The 21,654-nt window shown below is 51.1% G+C and carries 11 protein-coding genes; 3 read left to right on the top strand and 8 right to left on the bottom strand.

Going from position 1 to position 21,654, the window contains the following annotated elements; translation table 11 throughout:
* Positions 1–114: 114 nt before the first annotated feature.
* Positions 115–4,152, top strand: a complete 4,038-nt coding sequence (locus PQG83_RS07560; protein WP_312748291.1) for an AsmA family protein — start codon at positions 115–117, stop codon at positions 4,150–4,152.
* Positions 4,153–4,547: 395 nt separating this feature from the next.
* The gene (locus tag PQG83_RS07555) at positions 4,548–5,561 is read left to right on the top strand and encodes a hypothetical protein (protein WP_312748290.1); all 1,014 of its coding nucleotides are present in this window, start codon (positions 4,548–4,550) and stop codon (positions 5,559–5,561) included.
* A gap of 596 nt (positions 5,562–6,157) precedes the next feature.
* Here PQG83_RS07555 and PQG83_RS07550 read toward each other — a convergent pair.
* From PQG83_RS07550 to PQG83_RS07515, 8 genes are all read right to left on the bottom strand, one after another.
* Positions 6,158–7,195, bottom strand: coding sequence for a hypothetical protein (locus PQG83_RS07550; RefSeq protein WP_312748289.1), 1,038 nt, complete (start codon positions 7,193–7,195; stop codon positions 6,158–6,160).
* Positions 7,196–7,246: 51 nt separating this feature from the next.
* On the bottom strand, positions 7,247–7,876 hold the full coding sequence (locus PQG83_RS07545) for a hypothetical protein (protein WP_312748288.1): 630 nt from the start codon (positions 7,874–7,876) through the stop codon (positions 7,247–7,249).
* A gap of 51 nt (positions 7,877–7,927) precedes the next feature.
* Complete coding sequence (locus PQG83_RS07540; protein ID WP_312748287.1) at positions 7,928–10,201, bottom strand: MlaA family lipoprotein; 2,274 nt, start codon at positions 10,199–10,201, stop codon at positions 7,928–7,930.
* Positions 10,202–10,627: 426 nt separating this feature from the next.
* Positions 10,628–12,133, bottom strand: coding sequence for an efflux transporter outer membrane subunit (locus PQG83_RS07535; protein WP_312748286.1), 1,506 nt, complete (start codon positions 12,131–12,133; stop codon positions 10,628–10,630).
* 1 nt (position 12,134) lies between these two features.
* Positions 12,135–15,374 carry an efflux RND transporter permease subunit gene (locus tag PQG83_RS07530; RefSeq protein ID WP_312748285.1) on the bottom strand — a complete coding sequence of 1,080 codons (3,240 nt, stop codon included), beginning with the start codon at positions 15,372–15,374 and terminating at the stop codon, positions 12,135–12,137.
* Between the two features lie 5 nt (positions 15,375–15,379).
* A complete protein-coding gene (locus PQG83_RS07525) occupies positions 15,380–16,579 on the bottom strand; it encodes an efflux RND transporter periplasmic adaptor subunit (RefSeq protein WP_312749124.1) in 1,200 nt (399 codons plus the stop codon).
* Between the two features lie 346 nt (positions 16,580–16,925).
* Complete coding sequence (locus PQG83_RS07520; RefSeq protein ID WP_312748284.1) at positions 16,926–18,425, bottom strand: alginate export family protein; 1,500 nt, start codon at positions 18,423–18,425, stop codon at positions 16,926–16,928.
* Between the two features lie 415 nt (positions 18,426–18,840).
* Positions 18,841–19,923, bottom strand: a complete 1,083-nt coding sequence (locus PQG83_RS07515; protein WP_312748283.1) for a TonB-dependent receptor — start codon at positions 19,921–19,923, stop codon at positions 18,841–18,843.
* 620 nt (positions 19,924–20,543) lie between these two features.
* Here PQG83_RS07515 and PQG83_RS07510 point away from each other — a divergent pair.
* Positions 20,544–21,155 (top strand): DUF4136 domain-containing protein, encoded by a 612-nt coding sequence (locus tag PQG83_RS07510; RefSeq protein WP_312749123.1) that lies wholly within the window; start codon positions 20,544–20,546, stop codon positions 21,153–21,155.
* The last annotated feature ends 499 nt before the right edge of the window (positions 21,156–21,654 follow it).

The raw sequence follows: 21,654 nt of genomic DNA, 5'->3' as shown, positions 1-21,654 counted from the left end.
CTCATGCCAAGAAGTTTAATTGTTTAACATGTTGAGATCCATGCTTTTCGAGTTGCAGGCTGTTGTGATCTGAAAAATGAGCGCACGTCAAACAGGCAATCATTAAAGGAACCCATGCGTCGTCGCTTTCTGTGGTTTGGGCTTGGGAGTATTGTGGTGATTGGGGTGTTCATTGCCGTCGCCTATATCCTTTTTCCCTTCTATGAAGAAGACGTCTATCGGGGGTCTTTGGAAGCGGGTTTTTCCGCAGCCATGGGGCGACCCGTAAAACTTGAAGGACCGATCTCACTCACCTTCTCGCTGCAACCCATCTTAACTCTCGAAGATGTCCATGTTGCTAACCCTCCCTGGTCTTCTCAACCACATCTATTTCGAGCCGACCGACTTGAAATTGGGCTGTCCTTGGGACCCCTTCTCCGGCGCCATTTGGAAGTTGAGAATATCGCGTTAGAAGGAGCGGAACTTCTTTTGGAAGAAGGCGCCGAAGATCGGGACAACTGGACCTTCCAGGAAGACACCCAACCGGGCACGTTTTCACGGGCCGTTCCCTCCGTCATCATGACTTTCGCGGAAAGAGGGAAAATAATCATCGAACGCTCCCGGATTTTGTACCGGCCATACCCTGCTGAGGAAACGACTGACGTGTGGATTCAGCGGGGGCTGATCATGGCTCCCGACGATCAGCATAGTACATTTGCCTTTGAAGGAGCCTACCACGACAGCCCTGTCAGGATTGAGCTTATGGGCGGCCCGATCATGGATGTGTTTACCTGGACCGACGCCTGGCCGGTCGAAGGCCTTCTGTCTACAACCGGAGCATCTGCATCGATAAAAGGAAGTATTGGAGAAGCGAACTCCGACCAGGCGTTTGAACTTCAGGTCCAGATTAAAGGGGACCGTTTGAGTGTGCTGAATGAACTTCTGCAGATTGACCTTCCCGATTCTCCCCCGGTCATGCTCGCCGCTCATGTCGAGAAGAATCCCGATGTCATCAACTTGAATGATCTCCGTGGAACGTTGGGGGCCTCGGATCTTGCCGGACAATTGCGGATACAAAATGGAGATGAAGGTCAGAAAATAAGCGGTCGATTGACCTCTAATGCCTTACAGATACATGACTTGACCTCTCTTACACCTCAACACTCATCCAAACAGGCCCCTTACCCGGAAGAACCGGTGTCCGCTCCTCCCACGTCTCCGTCTGTGGATATCGATCTGGATGTCACTGTCGCAAAGCTCAGACTCGGCGAGACGGATCTTGGTTCGCTGTCTCTTACTGCCGGTATGAGGGAAGATCAGATTCTGCTTGATCCTATTCAAATTAAAAGTTTTGGAGGGATGGGGGAAGCCCGGTTAACGGTCGACCTCAAGCCGCCTCAGGCTCAATCCACGCTTCAAGCGAAGGTGAGATCCTTGAACTATGGATCTGCTCTTCGGGCTCTTGGGGGAGCGATGAATATCGAAGGCTCTACCGACTTTGATCTCACCGCTAGCGGGAGTGGTGTCCAGTTGCCGGAACTCTTCAAGTCGCTGACGGTGAATCTTCAAAACCGTCGCACCACCTTCGGGTTTTCCGATCCAACGCCTGAAGCCGGAACGCCTCTTGTCTTGCAAGAGGGATCCCTGCGTGTGAAGAAAGGCGGACCGGTCACCATGGTTGCTCACGGTGCGTATCGGGAAAGGGCTGTGAATCTGAAGCTGGCTGCTACTTCTTTGATTGACCTGGCTACACCGGGAACGACTTGGCCCCTGTCGATATCCGCTCAAGCGGGCGGGGCTTTTCTGGAAGCCAAAGGCTTTTTGCAGACTGTCGGGCCTGATCTGACCGGGGCATTGGCTGTCTCCCTCAAAGGACGTCGGCTCAGTGAGCTTGATCCCGATCTTCCTCCTGTTGGTCCGTTTGCTCTCATGGCTCAGCTGACTAAGAAAGGTGACCGGTACGAAGTGAGTGATTTCCGCAGTCGGTTTGGAAACAGCGATTTGTCGGGAATTCTGGAAATGAATTTTCAAAAGTCCAGGCCTTATCTCACGGGGATTTTCACATCGAAGCAAATCGATTGGACTGAACTTTCCCGGCCGGAGGATGAGAGTGAGAGTGCCATTCCATCTGAGGGGATGCGCGCGATCGATGTTGATCTGAACATGGTGATCAACCAAGTTCGAATTGGAAAACTGAATGTGGCCGGTCTGACCTTTACGGCCGGACTACAGGCGGGTCGGCTGAAGGTGGAATCCGTTCAAGGAACGATCCTGGATCAGCAATCCGCATACGGAAAATTTCATGGCGGATTTCAATTGGATACCACTCGGACGATTCCGACCCTTTCAGGCAACGTGGCCCTTGACCATGTGCGGTACGAACATCTTTTCCCCGAGGTGGGATTCGTAGATCCCACCGAGAATGTCGTGAACTTGGATGCCGAATTTTCCAGTGTGGGTCACACGGTTTCGGACATGCTGAACCATTCTACTGTTCGAGTAGACGGGGAAAAACTCTCGGTCAGGTTTCATCGAGAGGATGATCATCCCACCCCGGTGCAGGTGATTTCAAATTTGAAAGTTGAAACGAGGGATGGTGGACCGTTACGCCTGTATGCCGAGGGGGTATTTGACAGCACAGCATTTCGCCTTCGATCGTCAACCGGTTCGATGATGGACCTTCTGAAAGACAGGGGAGTGTGGCCCCTGAATGTCCGGTTGGATGTCCCAGAGACTTTAATTGAATTGAGCGGACACCTTACTCTTCCTCATCCAACCGAAGAATTTACGCTGCAGATTCTCATGAAAGGAAATAATCTCAGGGATTTGGACTTTCTGACGGCAGCCAGCTTACCCGATATCGGTCCCTTGGACCTAACCGGTCTGGTCACGAGGTCTACTGTGGGATACCACGTCACCGATTTGGAAGGATCTCTAGCCGGAAGCGATGTGAGTGGCCATGTGACACTCTTAACGAATAGTACTCGCCCGCGTGTGAGGGGAAAACTCACCGCAGAGAATGTTGTCCTGGATGCCGTATTAACACCTTCGGTTGAGGCCTCTGTACCAAATAAAAGATCGACGCTCAAAGCCATTGGGGATTCGGTGAAAGGCATCGGATCCTCGGCGGTTGATGTCCTGCGCGATACCATAGGCATGAGAAAAAAACCAAAGGCTTCCACGCTCAAGTCGATTCCGGATTTGGTTTTTCCGGTTGAGGATCTCAGGGCCATTGATCTCGGACTTGATGTCGAAATCAAACACATTCGAAAGGGCACAGAGGATCTGGGCCATGCCTCATTTCAGATTGCCCTTGAAGAGGGCTTGCTTGCCCTGCAACCGGTAACCGGAAATCTTTGGGGAGGGGAAGTTGAAGGGAAACTGGTCCTCGACGGAACCCAATACGTTCCGACCCTTGAGATAAATCTGCAAATCCATGGCCTGGATTATGAACGTGTCGCCAGATCATTCGAGGGCGCCGATCTGGTGAAGGGACAATCCCAATCCATCATGCTGGCACTACAGGGTCGTGGAGATACGTTACATGAAGTATTGGAACAAGCCAGTGGACGATTTGAGCTGGTCGATGGTCCACTTGAACTGGCCACAAAATACATTGATTTGTGGGCGGCCGATTTGATCACGACAGCCTTAACCACCGCATGGGAAAGTGAATCGGTCACCAAATTAAATTGTACTGTCGGGTATTTTGATATTGAAGAGGGAGTGGTAAAAAGTGATGATATCCTCATCGACTCTCATCGCCTGACGATCGCGGGGATTGGAAAATTGAATCTGGCGGACGAAATCCTGGACGTCCTCCTGACTCCACGACCCAAAGACCCGAGTTTATTCAGTCTGGCTCACACGGTTCGCATCACCGGCCCGCTTTCAGATCCGGATGTGTCAAGTGATAAATTCCGCATAGCCGAAAGCGGCGGATGGGGACTGTTGGGGTTGGTCACTCCGGTGGGATGGGTGATTGCGATTCCGCAAATTGCCGGAACCACCATGGGGACGATGAAACAAAACCCTTGCGTTGAGGCCTTGAAGGGGCGACAGGAAACCGCTCAGGCTCTCGAAGATATCAAAGGGGGTTGGTGGGGAAAAATTAAGAAGGCCTTTACCAATCTTAGTGGATCTTCTAAATCCTCTTCCGACAAACCACGATAAAGGAATGCAGCCGTATGACAAAAATAGTGCGGACAGAACTATGGGGTCGACTATTTGGTGACCACACATTGAACCCCGGCGAATAAAAATGATGTGGAGAGAATTGGATTTTTGGTATCGTCCTATGGAGGTAAAGAGGAAACAACGCAACATCGAAAATGTAACAGGGGACCACCGGTGTTGGGATGGATGGGGCTGCCAACGGCCGGGCTGAAATACTCGGGGTGATCCCCAGATGCGGCTTGAAGCTGAAAGGGATTGCCGTCAATGCCGGGGTGAGCGTGTTCAAAGAAGAATCATCAATTAAGGCAAGCAACATGGACCACGGCCCCCTACCGAATCCCTTGGGAAAACTCAATGGAAGAGGTCGGGGCTTTCACAAAAGGCGACAACTCATGCATTTCACAATTCAGCCAGTACCCATTCTCAAAGTTGGAGTGATTATAGCGGTTTTAAACAGTTTTCCCATGATAAGCCTTGCAATGACCAAGGACATCACCACTCCTCCTCCCGTGAGTGGTCATGAACTTTCTATTGAATCCATCACCCCGGCTGATGTGTTCGCACGGGTGCAATTGGTGCGGAAAGAACTGGACGACATTCGTTTCGAAATGGGAAAACCCAAAAGTCGTGAAATAGGTCTCCTGGTTGAAAATGCAACTCCGCACGAGGTGTTCTTTCAAGCCAAAACTCTTAATCAAAAAGTGGCCAGGTTGGTCACAGAACTCACTGAGAAATCGGTGGTCGAGGGAACAGAAGAGGATCCGGGCGATATCCGTCCCTATCATGTCTGGAAAATGATCGATACCTCTTTGCGTCGAATCCTGTCTCTTAAACAGCAATTAGGGCTTTCCCTGACGAACAGTGAGGCTCTGGCCGATGGTGAAACTACCCCCAATCAAGTCTTTTTTATTATTGGATTGGCGAATACCCAACTCAACCTTTTACTGATGCATCAGTTTTCTCCGAAAGATGCTGCAGAATTGGTCGGTCTGGGCATCGAATACACTACACAACTGTTGCGTCAATTTCCTTCCGCTCCCGCCCCGGCTCCTCTCCCTTCCCTTGAGCGAGGGCGTAAGTCATGGAATAGCTATGACCATCTCATTGATTGCTATATGGTGTTAGGAAACATCGCTCAGGACTCCAATATTAAAATGTTAACGTTGGCCCCCCAGAACCTGGATCGCCCCGATATTCAGTCGAATGATGTCTACGATTTAGCAACCCTGGTCATATCCGAACTTGCGTATCTCCATGCCCACCTTCCTCATATTCCTCCACCGCCCCCGGTCAGACTTCATGGTCCTATCTTGCCTTCCCATGTGTATCAACAGGTAGGTGGGCTCCTGGCTCAATTGAAGGTATTACAAATGCAGGTTCAATCTCACCCCGAATGGCTTAAATAGACTGTTTGCCTGAATAAGGATCGAACCAACCGATCACCTATAACGACATGATCTATCATTATGAGATGTTGGGAATGTCGAAATTTAGTTGAAATTCTGTTTTCGTTTCGAGATTGATAAGGGGCGATGATTTTTGAGGTGGCCTGCGCAAGCTTTTATGCTTGTTCCATCGCTTTCTTGTTCGGGTACGTGACGCTGCCAAGGGTACGGTCCGGTTTTCATCCACGTGGTGGTCAACCGGGGCTGCCGGGGCTGAGGGGCAGGAAACATTTTCTGCGGAAATTGAATATCCGGGGTCAGAGGCATAGGAAGGGCACGACCATGCTACTCACCTCCCGGCCATTGTGAGAGCAATCCTTGAGGACAGCGACTTGGTGTAGTGCCGAGCCTGTCACCGTTTGATCCCTGAAGTGGTTTCGGTTGGGGCTCTGCCCGTTTTTCTCCGGGAAAAAACGTGGCCCCTGTTAAAGGGACCGCACTCTTCTACCTTGGTGCCGTCTGTCGGGCAACCGCCTTTGGCAAGAAGTTCTGGAGTTTGGTGCGCCTTGGTCCCAAGCGGGTGATGGAAGTAATGATTGAAAGAAACGATCAATTTTCTATCGGGAGAGCCATTCCGGATCGGTTGCGACTAATTGTTCCAGTGTCTTCAACTGATGCAGAAGCACGGTAGCTTGTTGGTAGACATGTGAAGGGAACATGCGCCCTGGATATGGAATAGATCTTGGAACATCAATTTGTTTGAGTTGCGCGTGGAGATAGGCCAAATCCGAGACCAGAAGGGTAGCCATATCATAGACGTCGCTTGGTTCCAATTGCCGGGAATGGCTGACATTTTTTGCGGCCGGCAGATCAAGATGAAGAACAGGTATGCCGGACTGATGCGCAATTGTTTCCAGAATGGCATAGCATTCAACCAGGCGGAGGAAGACATCGACCGGCTGCTTGCCCCTTTCGAGCGGGGGAGTTTCCGAAGCCTCCTTTGATTGGGGAAACCGGGCCAGCAACCGTTTTGCATACTGACTGGCCAGAAGCACTTGTTGTGACACATCACTGGGTGAGAAGTGTCGCTCCTGCAGTAAGTTGATTTGGCGGTTGGCTTGCACAATGGCCCGTCCGGTTTCTGTCAGACTGGTCGAGGGATCTTCGGGGCGTTCTGAAATCATTTCCTTCAGACCGAGTTCCTCCTTGATGGCCAGAATACGAAGGTAGCTCGCGTTCACCAATTTCCAGATATGCAAGGGTGCAAGAGTGGAGAGGGAGGTGGGTTCCGGGGAAATTCCTGTACTCCCGGTGAGTTCCAGCGCGAGACGGTCGGCTTTATGAAAGAGCGTAAGGGCCTGGAAATAGGCTTCATGGGGGTGGACATTGGTGACGATGGCTTCGGATTGGATTGCCAACGGTTTTCCCATTTCAAACCGGATCAATTCCAGGGTATCACGAAGCAGCTGAACCCGGGCCAGGACATCCGCAGACGTGATTTCGTCCAGAGAAATGGAATGTCCGCTTACGGGGTTGGGTTCATTCAGGCTTCCTCCGTATGAGGCCGGCACAGTTCCGATGCTGACCAGGAAGAAAAGCGCCACACCGAATAGGCTGATTCTCAAGACTTGAATATGTTGGTCCACTATTCTCATCCCCTCGTGAGTCCTGCGGATTTTCAACGGGCCTGATTTTACACGTTGCGTCTATTGCGATTGATCTATCGATTGTTTGGCTTCTTCGGGGGTCACGACACCTTCCTGAACCAGGTTCTGTAACGCACCTTGATACGCATGAGAGGCGGTCTTCCGGATTCCCCGGACCCGTAAAACCGGAGGGTATAAGCGAAGAAGATCAGGATTCTTGATTTCGATGGGGAAGGATTCACTTTCACCGTATGGGGAGAGTTCTGCCTGGCCATCAACAGGAACCCGAAAATATGGTTTCCCATCTGCAGTATTCCCATCGGTTCCTTGAATATCGAGGCTGGTGGTCACATCACGGAGCCGTGCCATTTCTTGAATTTTGTCCACGACGAGGATCAGGGAGTCGGCCTCAATAGGATCGCCGGTCTGATTTTTTAATTTGACCAGATACCGGACATCGCCACGAGAGGAGAGCCTTCCTCCCGAAAACAATTCGCCGCCGCCAGAAAAACTTCCTCCGGGATCATAGGAGAGCAAGGGAATGACTCCTCCCGTAAGATCGACGAGATCATCATTCAAAGAATCTCCATAAGCTCTTTCACTGCCTCCTTCATAACCCAAAAGAAACAGCAGCAGGCATGCTCGACCAAGATTCGTGAGGGTCTTCCTTTGCAGCGAGTGAATCAGCATGCCGTCATCTTACAAAGAACGTGATGAACCTGCAAAGGGACGCATACCGGGCTATTTGGCAATTTCCAACTCCCGATATTTGGTGTAGAGAAACCGAATCAGATCATATTCGAACGGAGAGCCGGTTTGGTAATACCGAAAACTCAACTGATGCCTCATATCCACTCCCCATGTCAGACTGAAGGGAACACTACGTTCATAATGATAATTTAAATGCAAGGGAGTGTACAAATAGAAGATGCTGGCCGCGGAATCTGTTAGCAGACCGGTCGTATCTCTTAAGGATGAAGGTCCAAAAATGGGAAGCACGACATAGGCGCCAGGGTTCAGTCCGTAATGCCCGAGCGTTTGGCCAAAATCCTCCGTTTGTTGAAGCAATCCTAACGGAGTGGCATGGTCGAAAAATCCTCCTAACCCGAACGTGCAATTGATGAGGAAGCGTCCCAAGGTGTTGAGTGTGGCTTCCCCCTTGAGCTGAAGCATCGCGTTGATCAAATTACGGATGTCGGCAATATTCGAGAAAAAATTGGAGATTCGATCCTCGAAAAAATCCGGCATGACGGCTTCATACCCATGCACCACAGGCAGAAAAATATATTCATCAAACTGTGCATTAAACTTATACGTTCCCCGGTTAAACTCTTCAATGGGATCATAGATATCCACGAGATATCTGGCATCAGGATGCACGACGTCCTCTATTGGCCGTTTCGCCGGTTCAATCCTTCCACCTTCAGCGACCTGCGCGCTGCGGGTATTAACCATTATTAGCGCAGCGTCAGGATTATTTTCTGAAGCTGTCGCTTGGGCTTGTGCGGCCTGAAGGTAGGCATGAGATTCTTGAAGCCTGCTTTCTAAGTCCTGTATTTGTTGATCGAGTTGAGATTGGAAGTCGAGAGAGGATGGGTACGAAATTCTCTGTGGGATGCGAGGGACAGAAAGATCGTTCTGTCCCCTTGCCTGATGGGCCGGGTAGCCACCAGCCATCGATCCTGGCGTCGGGAGCATGGTTTCAGGTTGCTGGACCATGTGTAGGGGGAGAGGGTTCCGAAAGAAATCCACGATATAATTCAGGGTGGTCCTGTGATCCAGATTGCCGCAATGTCCTCCGCGGGGATAAATTTTGGCCCGCGGTCCGAATATTGTCTTGAGATAATGTAATTCCCCGGGCGCGAGGATGATGTCATCCGCATTATGCAGCAGTCCGATTTTCGGGGTGTGTCTTAGATATTCCTCCAGTGTGGCCAAACTCAGGTTAGCGATGAGCCCCTGTTCCGTCATCCCGGGGTATCTGGCTTGAAAAAACGGGTAAAACATTTCACGAAAATAATCCAAAAATGTCACATGATTGGACACTTTAAAATAGTCCGTCACCGAGTCGGTCGTCGACAACACCAGATTTTTCGGTTTGATATATCCCGAATTGGTCAGGACGTCAGATGTAAAAATCATATTGGCGGATGAGAGGCGAAACGAGGTGCCAATGAGTGCAGCCAGGAGCCCATCAGGAAGATGCCGGTTTTTATAGGCTGAATATAAAAAATCACCGCTAAGGCTCACGAATTCCCCATGCTGGTATTCTTCCGAAAAGGTATGAAACACGTTGTCGAAAAAATCCGGTAATTTATCTATTCCGCCGGGTATATTGTTCGCCAACAGGTCATCAAGGATGGTAGTCGAGGTGTATAAGCTCACCGGCGGATTGATCAGCAGAATTTTTGTGAAATCGAAATCTTTCTGTTCGCCGTCAAGCCGGGACACAAAGGCCGCCTGGGCTGCGCCCAAACTGTAACCCGTAAGATAAAACTCTGTGACCTCCATTTCGTGTTCAATGTCCAGCCAGGCCAATCGCATGACTCGGTACAGATCTTGTGAATCCTCCAGGAGGTGACCGGGGATTCCGGTTCTGGAGGCCGAGACGATAAAGTCGGGATGGGTAGGCGAGGATAAGGAGAGAACATGGAAGCCGGCCTGAAAAAATGCTCGCTGCAGAACCTGCATTTTTTCAGAATTATACCCTGCGCCGGTCCCGGCGATGACAAATATCAACGGCGAGGGTTTGTCTTGGGACACCAATGAATAACGCATATTCTCCCCATACCAGAGAATATCGGGGAGAGCACGATCTGGAAAGACGGTCAGTTCCCGATCTTCAATGGGGATATGTTTGGGAAGGTCGGCTTTCAGCGCCACCGGAGTTCCAATCACTGTCGCGGCATAGGGACTCACATCAGGATAATCATAGCCGGCCTCCTGAGCCTGGCTGACAGAGGAAAGCCAGCCTACCATCGACAGCATGAAAAACAAGAAGACCCGTTTGAACATTCACCTCCCTTTCAATGAGTTATGTTCCAGGCCAGGAATGAACAGCCATACGACATGATAGAAGTCAGTCCGTAATGCATTTTCCCGGGATGGTAAAAATTCTCCCCAAGAAAAAGCCATTGCCGATGCGCGATATGTGGCCGTCACGCTGCACCTGGCGACACCAGTATGTGGGTGATGCTGAGAACCCAAGAATTTTTCGAAGGAACGGTATGAACGGTCTGTCACCTCTTCCACCTATTCAGGCAATGAAGAAGCTATATCCTGTTGTTGCAGGTGGAGAATCTCAATAACTCTTGAATGTGGCTTCCTGTTTACAAAACAGGAGAATGATCCTTGCGGAAAAACTGCGTGTTCTTATCCTTAGTCCTTTCTTTCCCCTGGACCCTCTCTGACCATGTGCCGATTCCTGGAGCAGTCCAAGGTTTAGTTTATGCCGGTTTGGAGGGGACGGGCACTGGGCATTTCAGAACGAGAGAGCTCTCTTCCTTGTTGTTCTCCTTCGGAAGGGGTCCAACCGCCACCGAGGGCTTTGTAAAGCCGGACGATGGAACTTAAGTGTTGCTGCCTGGTTGAAACCAGGCTTAGTTCGGCCTGAAAGAGGTCCCGTTGTGCCGATAAGACATCCAGGTAGGAGGCAAACCCTCCACGGTATCGTTTGTCCGCGAAATTCAACGCGGACTTAAGGGATGCAACCTGGGATTCCTGCGCCTCACGTTGTTCGCGGGTTTTCGTGATCGTGATCAATGAATCCTCAACTTCTCTAAACGCATTGAGAATGGCCAACTCATACCGGGCAAGGGCCTGTTGTTCTTGAGCGGTCGCAATTCCCACCCCGTAGCCGAGTGCTGTCGCATTGAAAAGAGGACCGGTCAAGGTGCCTGCCACTCCAACCGTGGCGAACGGTCCGGTTCCCATGGAGTTTATTTGAAAACCAGCCACCCCACCACCGCCGTTGATACTGAATTGAGGAAAGCGTAGAGCCTGGGCCACACCGATATTGGCGTTGGACGCGATGAGTTTCTGTTCCGCCTCCAGAATGTCGGGGCGCTGACTCAGGAGACTGGAAGGCAATCCGACCGGTATGTCAGGTGGCAGAGGTTGTTCCGTGAGCGCAAACCCGCGGGGGATAGCCATCGGCCGGTGTCCTAACAGGACGCTGATCCGGTTCTCTGCTTGAACCCCCTGCTGCTCCAGATTAGCCAATTGTGCTCTCGTGCCGGCCTGTTCGGCCTCGAAGCGATCCAGATCCAACTTCGAAGCATACCCGTGTTCATATTGCGACCGACTGAGTCTCACGGCTTCGTCCCAGACTTTGAGGGTGCGTTTGGCAATGTGCACCTGAAGATCGAGAGCACGGAGGGTGAAGTAGGATTGGGCCACGTCACTGACCAGCGCAATGACAACCCCGCGCTGGTTTTCTACTCGTGCCAGTAATTCCGCTCTGGTGGCTTCGACGTTCCGGCGGATCCTTCCCCAAAGATCGACTTCCCATTTGATGCCTCCCATGAAGGATTCCCTCGAATAGTCAAGGTTCCCGCGTCCGCTTCTTCCAGCGGCTTGCCCGGGGAGAATCGATCCGCCTCCAGTGGAGAGTCCATTATTGGTGTTGTGATAGAACAAGCCATCGCCGGAATAATCCAAGGAAGGGACAAGGTCGAATTGAGCGATGACGAGTTGATTGTGAAACTCCTCAACCGCAGCGGCCGCAACTCGCAGGTCAAGGTTCTCCTCTAAAGCGGTATGGATGAGTTTCTGAAGTTCTTCATCCTTGAACAAATCCCACCAGGGTATATTGGCGATGGATTCAGATGTGTCCGGTGCGAGCCGCCAGGAATCGGAGGTCGGAACATCGGGCCGCTTGTAATCCGGCCCCATGGTGCAGCCGAAGGCGACCAGGAGGCTCAGGAGCATCGCTCTGCATTTTTGCATATCAGTGCTCTCCATGAAGATGAATTGGAGCCTGTCCGGTTTTGTGTGGTGAAGTTATTGAAAGTGAACTTTCATCTTCCAAGAACCGGAAGTCATCGGATTCCGGTCCCTCAGGTCCAGGCGGGAGTTCCCCGTCATGACGGTGCATGAGCCGTTCCACGACATAAAACGCAACGGGGATAAGAAAAATGGCAATAAAGCTGGCGGCGATCATACCCCCGATCACGGCCACCCCGAGAAGAATTCTCCCGTGTGCTCCTGATCCGGATGAGAGCACCAGAGGAACCACTCCCAGGATAAAAGCCAGCGAGGTCATCAGGATCGGCCGTAGCCGTAGCCGGGCTCCCGTAAGTGCGGCCTCCACAAGAGAACGACCTTTTTCATATTCCATTTTTGCGAATTCCACGATCAGGATCGCGTTTTTTGCAGACAGGCCGATGAGCATGATGAGGCCGATCTGCGTGAACACGTTGTTTTCCATTCCAAGTGCCCACAGAGCTCCAAACGCTCCGAACACGGCAATCGGCGTGCAGAGAAGCACACTGAAGGGGAGACCCCAACTCTCATACTGGGCTGCCAGAATAAGAAAGACAAAGAGGAGGGAAAAGCCGAAAATCACACTGGCCGGTACTCCCTCAGCCGCGGCCTTTTCCTGGAATGACATGCCCATGTAATCGAAGCCCATTTCACGTGGCATGGTTTCGGTAAAGACTTCCTCCAAGGCCTCCATGACCTGACCGGAGGTATACCCCGGTTTCCCGGACGCGAAAATTTGTGCGGACCGGTAGCCGTTGAAGCGCATGGTGAATTCGGGCCCGGAAACTTTTTCCATGGTGACAAGGGTCGAGAGTGGGACCATTTCACCGGACGTATTTCGTACGTAAAATTGACCGACGTTTTCGGCATTGGTCCGAAAGTCTCCTTCCGCCTGCACATACACTTGCCAGACCCGGCCGAACCGATTGAAATAGTTCACCATCACCCCCCCCATGAAGGCCTGGAGGGTTTTATAGACATCCTCCAGTTGCACCCCTTGTTTGAGCGCTTTGTCCCGATCAACTTTGGCAAACACTTGAGGCACGGCAGGGATAAAGGTGGTATTCACGGAAGCGACTTCCGGTCGTTGACGGGCAGCCTCCATAAAATTTTCGAGGTTGTGGGCAAGAAAGGCCACATCCTGTCCGGAACGATCCTCCAGGACAAAGGAAACGCCTCCCGAGGTCCCCACGCCAGGGATGGCCGGCGGAGGGAAAAGAAAGGCCATCGCTTCAGGTAATGCCGCAAGTTTCTGGTTCACATCCTTGAAAATAGCCGCAAGTTTTTCCTCCGGTTTGGTGCGTTCCTCCCATGGAGCGAGGGTGACAAAAAAGAATCCGTTATAGGTGGTCGTCACACTGCTCAACAAACTGTACCCCACGACGGTGGTTACGTGTTGAATGCCGGGAGTCTCGAGCAGAATAGCTTCGACCTTCTTGGCGACTTCATTTGTCCGTTGCAGGGAGGACGCTAACGGCAGTTGGAGGTTCAGGAAAACATATCCCTGATCCTCCGTCGGAAGGAAGCCGGTGGGAAGGCGTGTTCCCAAAAACCCTGCGGCAATAATGAACACAAGCAGTATGACCATGGACCGTCCGGCCTTGCGAATGAGATGGTGGCAATACCCAACATATCCGGTGGTGGCCCGTTCAAACCGGTTATTAAACCACTCAAAAAAGGCTCCCAATGGTCCTCGTGCAGGGGTTTTGGGACGCAGGAGCATGGCAGAGAGCGCCGGGCTGAGTGTTAACGCATTAAAGGCGGAAAGAATGACTGATAGAGCAATCGTGAGTGCAAACTGCTGATAGAAGCTTCCGGTAATCCCCGGAATGAAGGCCGTCGGGATGAAAACCGCCGAGAGGATTAGAGCGATCGCAATGACCGGTCCGGAGACCTCATCCATGGCTTTCCGGGTGGCATCCTTCGGGGACAGTCCCTTCTCGATATGGTGTTCGACTGCCTCGACCACGACGATGGCATCATCAACGACAAGTCCGATGGCCAGGACCAGCCCCAGCAATGACAGCGTGTTGATCGAGAAGTCCAATAGAGGGAATACCGTGAATGTCCCGATAAGAGAAACAGGAACCGCAATGAGCGGAATGAGGGTGGCCCGCCATCCCTGAAGGAAGAGGAAGACCACAATAATCACGAGGATCACCGCTTCGAAGAGGGTATGTACGATTTCCTTAATGCCCTCTCGCACCGCCAGGGTTGTGTCGAGCGCGATCTTGTACTCCAGATCATCAGGAAACCGCAGCTTCATCTCTGCCATCAGTTTCTCGGCTTGATCCATAGTGGTGATGGCATTTGAGCCAGGAAGTTGATAAATCGCAATGGCCGCACTGGGCTGTCCGTCCAGACGGCCGATCTGGCTGTAGGTTTGCGCACCGAGTTCGATACGCGCCACATCCTTTAACCGGATGATGGAGCCGTCCGGGTTGGCACGCACGATGATCTGCCCGAACTCCTCCTCGTTGGCCAGACGACCCTGGGCGAGGACCGTATAGGTGAATTCCTGTCCCTGGGGAACGGGCTGCCCACCGATCTGACCGGCAGGGTTGACTGTGTTCTGTTTCTTGATGGCATCCAGAATCTCGGCTACCGTGATTTCCAGTTTAGCCAGATGGTCGGGGTCTACCCAGAAGCGCATGGCATATTGACCCGCCCCGAAGATCAAGACCTGCGCCACACCGGGAACCCTCGCAAGGGAATCGTTGATGTTGACGTAGGCGTAATTGGCCAGGAAGATTTCGTCATACGTGCCGCCAGGAGAATAGAGGCTGAAAATCGCCAGAGGGCTGGTGGTGGCCTTTTTGATCGTGACCCCATAGTTTCTCACGTCTGCAGGCAATTGCGATTCGGCCTGCATGTAACGCATCTGCGTCAGGATCTGGTCATCGTTGGGTATCGTGTCGACGTCAAAATCCACGCGCAACGTCATCTGGCCGTTGTTGGCGTTCATGGAATACATATAAATGGAATTGTCTACTCCGGCCATCTGCTGTTCGATGGGAGTGGCCACGGACTGCTCCAGGGTGACGGCATCCGCGCCGACATACGTGGCCTGTAACATGATTTCAGGAGGGGCAATGTTGGGAAACAGCGCGATGGGAAGTTGCACCATGGAGACGAGGCCAAGCACCACCATGATGATCGAAATGACGATGGCCACAATCGGGCGGTCGATAAAGAATTTGGCCATGAGACTTATTGGGTTGTGCCGTGTTGTTCGGGGGAACTCTCGGAGCCGGGTTGTGTTTCGGCCTGAATCAATTTGGGTGTGACCTCCATTCCATCACGAACCTTGAGCAGTCCTTCAACGATGACCATCTCGCCGGGTTTCAGGCCTTCGTCAATCAGCCAGAGTGATCCGATCCTGTGACTGGGAATCACTTTTCGAAAAGCCACCTTGTTCTCGGCTCCGATTACTCCGACCTGATATGTACCCTGAAGTTCCTTGACGGCCCGCTGTGGAACTAAGAGTCCTCCTATCCGGGTTTCGATAGAAGCACGCACTTTGGCAAAAAGGCCGGGGCGTAGAAGATGGGTAGGGTTTGGGAAATAACTGACGATGGTGATCGTTCCGGTTTTGCCATCAACCTGGCGATCAGCGAGTACGGCTCTCCCCTTGTGCGGGTAGACGCTTCCGTCGGCAAGGACCAGCTCAAGATGGTGTTTGTTGGATCGTTGTGCTTCGGCCTTACTCCCGGCTTTCGCGATCCGGTCCGCAAATTGTAAATATTCCCTCTCGCTAATGGGGAAATTGACCTTAATCGGGTCCACTTGAGAGACCGTCGTCATCACCGTATTTTCGACGATGAGATCACCGATTTGCGCGGTAGCGATACCCGCTATCCCGCTGATCGGAGAGGTCACACTGGTCCAATCAAGATTGAGTTGCGCGTTGTCCAATTTGGCGCGCGCGGAGGCGACCGAGGCCCGGTTTGCCGTGCCGGCTTGTATGGCATCATCCAGTTCCTTCTGGCTGATGGCCCCTTCCGCCGCAAGAGGGGTGTTCCGCTTGATGTCAAGCAGGCTCTTTTGATAGGCCGCGTCCGCCCTGATGAGTTCGGCCTTCAACTGATCCAGGGTTGCCTTGTAGGGTCGTGGATCGATTTTAAACAGGAGATCGTTGGCTTTGACCACTGATCCTTCCGTGTAATGCCGGGACAGGAGATATCCCTGAATTCTGGCGCGAATCTGCGCATCCACATAGCCAACTGTCGTCCCGACCCACTCCCCATAAATCGGAACGTCCTTTTGTATCACCTCCGCAACCAACACTTCTGGGGGCATTGCGGTGGATTCCGCCTCGGGGCGATCGCACCCAAAGATCATCGCCAACATCAGGCATAGCAGCAGCTCTGACCCTCTCCTGAAAGAGGTATGTGGGGGTTGTACTCGCATTTTCACGACGAACGTTCCTGGGTTTATACAGAGAAATGACAAAAAAATCCATCAATTTATGTTTTATGTTCTATCCATTTTCCGGGTTGTACCCGGATAGGAGAAATCGAGAGGAACGGTATTTTCCATTGTCCAAGCTCAGAACTCAAGGGAAAATGCCAACGATTTATCCATGGCCTGATGGGCCCTGACTGGTGAATGGGGTTGTGAGATGAGGGTGAGGAGTAGGAATGAAAGGCAAGGACCGGTTACAGACAATGAAGTAAATGTTCCGGATTAAGATCCGGAATGGAAAAAATTCGACTTCCCCAAAATGGCTTTTTTTCCGATTGTCCTTACCAGGATCCTAAAATCTGACTTCGGTTTGAACATAGAAATAATTGGTATCATTGGCTGGAGGATTTCCTGGCACATCAGTCTGATTTGTAATATAAGAGCCCTTAAAGAAGTGTTCATAGCCGGCATCTAGGGTAAAGCTTGGGGAAGGACGCCATTGAATTCTGACTTGCACATTCTGCCCCAGAAAATTTCCTGCGGCTCCCGTTGGGTCTTGCATGCCGGAGTTGACCCACTGATCTCGGGATTGGGCCAAATACCAGGCCCGGTATTTCACATTGATATCCAAGGTTGGGAGTGGGTGAGTGATCAGCCGGATGCCCGGCGAGCTGATATTGGAACGAAAGAAAGGGCCGAAGAGACTGGTTGAAGTATATTCAAAATTGCGCGCACCAAAGAGGGTATCGAATGTATGGCTTTGGTTCCCATTAGGATTTTCTGTGCCACTGGCGTAATCGTACATGGCCAAAATCCTGGGTGACCATGGAAAGGCAAAGGTATAACCAAGTGAGATATGTTGAAAATAGGCAAAATGATCCATGTTGTCCAATGTGCCGAATTGCCAGGCAGATTCCGCTTCATAATCATATTCTCCAATTTCCGGTGGTTGGTAGACCCGGATTCCTAAGGTTGAATGCCTTCGTTCGGTTCCTCCGTCCTTCTCCTCTTCATCTCTGCCAAAATAGTAGAGTTGGGTCCTGGCCCAGGAAAAGTGCGAGTTTTCATACGAAAGTCCCCAGAAATAATCACCCTCATTCGTAAACAAGCCAAAGCGATTCGTGTTGTTGTTATCGGAAACAACTTCCGAAAAAAAGGCGCGGACAAACCACTGATTGGTCTCAGCTACTCTCCAATGAATACCATCAAAGGATTGGGCGTTATTTGGAAAACGAGAACGAGCGACGAGACGTCTTGACCCGATATCCATATTGATGCGCCCGACGTGAAGATCCGTTCGAAGGCCGGTCCCCAGGAAATTTTGGAGAGTCATAGACGCAAACAATTGTTGGATATTGGCCGCATTAAACGTGGAAGAACCCACGATGTCTGTATCGGCCTTTTCACCGGAATTCGCTCCTTGAAACTCTAGCTGCGCCCGGAAAACCTTCCATTTTGTGGTGGCCCGAAAGCGGGTTCGCTGATCCCAAGCCCAGGTATTGCCTTTCTGGTCGGCCTTAAAAGGGTAATCAAATCCTTCTCGACGAACTCGATTGGTAAAACCCAGGTCCAACCACTCGGGCGTATTGAGGGCAGCGGACAAATACCGAGGCCATTTGATAAGGTTTTCTTCCTGAATAAGCACTTGATCAGGATATTCATTCCAGGTCCACTTCTGACCGTTTCGAATCCGCTCCCATATATTTTGAGGAATTTCTCTGGTTTTTTTTCTGACTGCATCCAATCGCCATAGCAAGAAAGGATCATCTATGGGAGGAGTTGGTTGTTTGTGGGGTTCTTCGCTCTGCGAAAAGGATGCAGTCAGCAGGATCCAACACAAAGATAGAGCCATGACTGTTCCGGCATTCCTGATGTGGGTGAACCATATCCGCATGAAGCTAAACGATGTATGAAGCCCTGCTTGAGGCTACTCTAAATTTTTGGTTCGTTCGACATTAGCCTGGGTATCTGCCGTCGCTGATCGTTCTAAAGTTCCCTCTCCTGTTGGGAGGGGTGTGGTCTTTTCGTTTGAAATCGGCAAGTGGGTATATCAATGCTCAGTGACCCGCCCCTACCTTTAAGTCTCTTCAGCCCGACATCTTTTGTGGAATGACAGCCCTGACGAAGTGGGTGCGTCACAAGATAGCACCCTCTTGCATAAAACTCATTTAGACAGGGTGCACTCACGGAACACAAAAACGGACCAAAGTTTTTGAAGGACCCATCTTCTGGGTTGGTGAGAGGATCATTCTTCCTATCGTTAAACATTAAAATGCCAACCTGGCGCCCAGCCACGTGTTCAGGTTTTTTAACCCTTTCTCAAAACTCTCTTTTCGATGTGACCTCTGAAACCCCGCCGTTACTTGAAGGACCTCGTTCACCCGATACCGAAAGGCCATGTCGCCCTGGATCACATTTTCATGTTGTCCCTTGCGTTCATCCCCCTGGATACCGGTGGTCCAACCGTTAAATTCATAATGAAGTCCCATCTCTAAGCGAAGACGTTCTGTGATCGCATATTCGAATTCTCCGGTCACGAAATGATTGAAGTAAGAGATATCATCTTGTAGCTCCGGCTGCTTTCGCCCATCAGCCAATCCTCGTTCATAGTGGTAGCCCAGCGCCAACTCGATCTTCTGCGTGGGCGCCCATTCCACGTGCGTCCCGATCGTCCAAAACCGAGTATCCCGTTGTCGAAAGGGTTGATCGTAGTCACGCAATCCATAGCGGCCAAAGAGAATAAGCCGCAGATCGTCGACACCGGGGATTTGTTGAGCAAGCCCTCCAGCCCAATAATTGGTGGTGAGCTCTTCATTTTTTACTTGTGGGGAATTTCCCTCAGACTCCTCAATCGGCCGCACCTCATTTTTTCCTAAAAATAAATCGGGCCCGAAAAAATAGCGAATGAGGAGTGCAGTGGTGGAGGTCAGATTATGGGAAGCTTCCACGCTCAATGATCCGTGATTGAATCGGGTATTGTTGGTAAACACAAACCCTTGTCCACGGACACCCAATTCGGTAGGTCGACCCATCAACGAGAAAGATTTCATAAGGTGGGCCATGGGTTCAAACACCACATCGTCTCCCTGGTTGGCGAGAAGGCTATCAATAACCGGTTGGGTGGGGTCCTGGTTTCGACTCAGCCGCCGTGTCGCGGAGAACAGGGCGGCATCGTCGGTATAATAAACGTTATTCGCGCCGGTGACCTTCCACCCGGCAAACGAAGGAGAGGCAAGAAAGAGAACTCCAATAAGAAGAGATACAACAAACGGCGTGAGAGCAGGATCCCCAGTGCCGGTACGTCTCAAGAACATCAGTTGTCGGGTCCGCAATTGTCGACGGACCTCCATCCTCCTTGCGTCATTCCTGCGAGTCAGGGGCAGGTATTTATCCAAACGCACACACAGATAATTGCCGATTGAACATGTCGGGAATGCCCAGGGTCGAAAGATTCCTGATTAAACATTTCAGAAATGACGAGGTTGAGGGATCCTTTTGGCAGAAAAAATTGAACGCCGCGTTTCATGTTCCAAGCCATACCCCCCTGCTCATCCTTCATCAGACATTGTTTGAGCCGCCAACTCGACGGTTTTACCGTTCAGGACAAACATCCCATTGGCCCGAGAATTCTGAAAAGGACGCCAGGGTTTTTACCGTATCTATTCATACCGAAGCAATCACCATCCCACCGCTTATCCACAGAGCTTCCCTGAGAAGGAATATCGGACGTGAAAGTCGCGAGTCGAAACGAGTGAGAAGTGTCTGCTATAGTTTTGGGCCAAGAAACCGGCAGGCAGAAAGCTGATGGACGACCACCAATTTACCCTCATGATTGTGGGGGATAACCGGCCGTGCTCCCGGTTTCTCTGAGCTAAATAATCTTCCGAGGGTTTCTATTGAGAACGATCACAGCTCTCTTGAGCAGGCAGATCGAAATCGGTAGGCGTGTGCCTGGGAAGTGCCTTTTGTGATGATAGGACTGAATCCTAAATTCGAAAATGCGAATTATATGGTAAAAGAAAGGGTGGGACCAATGCGATGTTTCCTGAGGCTTGTTGTTTTGTTGGCGTTACCCGGTTTTTGGGGGTGCTCCACTATTTCTGTCAGTTCTGATTATAGAGAGTCGACGGATTTTAGTGAGCTGAAGACATTTTCCTGGATGCTGAAAACGCCAGAAGGAGACATCGATCTGGGTGGGGCCAATCACATAGCCCGGCAAAGGATTCAGGACGCGGTCGCAGCCGAACTTGCAAACAAGGGATACATCGAAATCATCGCTGGAAATTCAGATTTCTATGTGACCTATTATGTTGGTAGGGAGGAGCGAATGCGTGTCGAAAATATGCAAGGTCCGCTCATGAGGCCATACTGGGGGATGGGTATGGGCTACACCGAAGTGTACCAATACGAGGAAGGGACGCTTATCATCGATCTCCTTGATGCGAAGCCGGCTCAGCATATTATCTGGCGTGGAGTTGCGAAAGGCGTGGTGGATTGGAAGGGAACGACAGGAGGGCAAACCGGGCTGATCAATGAGGCAGTCCAGAAAGTTTTGGCACAATTCCCTCCAAAACGTTCCTGATGAGTCGCATTCAGCTTGTGCGGAGTTTGATGGCCCGAGGGAACTCTCGGGACTCTCCTTCATCATAACTCGCACTGGTCAGGTCGGACCAAAAAGATTCGTTTGGAAAGAAGAGCTGCATTGGTAAGGCGTTCATGTTTACCTCAATTAGACCAGGATGATTCCGAAGAATTTACTCCTCGGAGCATTTTTCCATGGGATCAATCACCTCCATAGGAAAGCGGGTCCTTTATGAAAGGTTCTACTATCAAGAGATAGAGTCGACGGCAAACCGTTCTTCTCAATTCATCGTTCACCTTCAAATAGCTCCTACGGAAAGCCCACTCAAGAGAGCTCTCCCAGTATTTTTTCGTTCACGTCCTATTTGATCAATTTACTCAGCGGCTTCAGAAATGTTCTGAACTCATTGCTGGTCCCGGCTAAAGGGGAAGCGTGACCTTTCTCTTTTTCTGTGATTTAATTCTTTCTCAACTTTACGGAATATTAAGTTCATGGAAGG

This window comes from Candidatus Nitrospira neomarina (assembly GCF_032051675.1).
Lineage (GTDB): Bacteria > Nitrospirota > Nitrospiria > Nitrospirales > UBA8639 > Nitrospira_E > Nitrospira_E neomarina.
The sequence above is the reverse complement of the archived record's forward strand: the minus strand, read 5'-3'. Positions and strand labels throughout refer to the sequence as shown.

Bases quoted from the DNA above. Each gene is read 5' to 3' on its own strand.
- PQG83_RS07560 (WP_312748291.1), top strand. From the start codon at position 115: ATGCGTCGTCGCTTTCTGTGGTTTGGGCTTGGGAGTATTGTGGTGATT.
- PQG83_RS07555 (WP_312748290.1), top strand. From the start codon at position 4,548: ATGCATTTCACAATTCAGCCAGTACCCATTCTCAAAGTTGGAGTGATT.
- PQG83_RS07550 (WP_312748289.1), bottom strand. From the start codon at position 7,195: ATGAGAATAGTGGACCAACATATTCAAGTCTTGAGAATCAGCCTATTC.
- PQG83_RS07545 (WP_312748288.1), bottom strand. From the start codon at position 7,876: ATGCTGATTCACTCGCTGCAAAGGAAGACCCTCACGAATCTTGGTCGA.
- PQG83_RS07540 (WP_312748287.1), bottom strand. From the start codon at position 10,201: ATGTTCAAACGGGTCTTCTTGTTTTTCATGCTGTCGATGGTAGGCTGG.
- PQG83_RS07535 (WP_312748286.1), bottom strand. From the start codon at position 12,133: ATGCAAAAATGCAGAGCGATGCTCCTGAGCCTCCTGGTCGCCTTCGGC.
- PQG83_RS07530 (WP_312748285.1), bottom strand. From the start codon at position 15,374: ATGGCCAAATTCTTTATCGACCGCCCGATTGTGGCCATCGTCATTTCG.
- PQG83_RS07525 (WP_312749124.1), bottom strand. From the start codon at position 16,579: ATGCGAGTACAACCCCCACATACCTCTTTCAGGAGAGGGTCAGAGCTG.
- PQG83_RS07520 (WP_312748284.1), bottom strand. From the start codon at position 18,425: ATGGCTCTATCTTTGTGTTGGATCCTGCTGACTGCATCCTTTTCGCAG.
- PQG83_RS07515 (WP_312748283.1), bottom strand. From the start codon at position 19,923: ATGGAGGTCCGTCGACAATTGCGGACCCGACAACTGATGTTCTTGAGA.
- PQG83_RS07510 (WP_312749123.1), top strand. From the start codon at position 20,544: ATGATAGGACTGAATCCTAAATTCGAAAATGCGAATTATATGGTAAAA.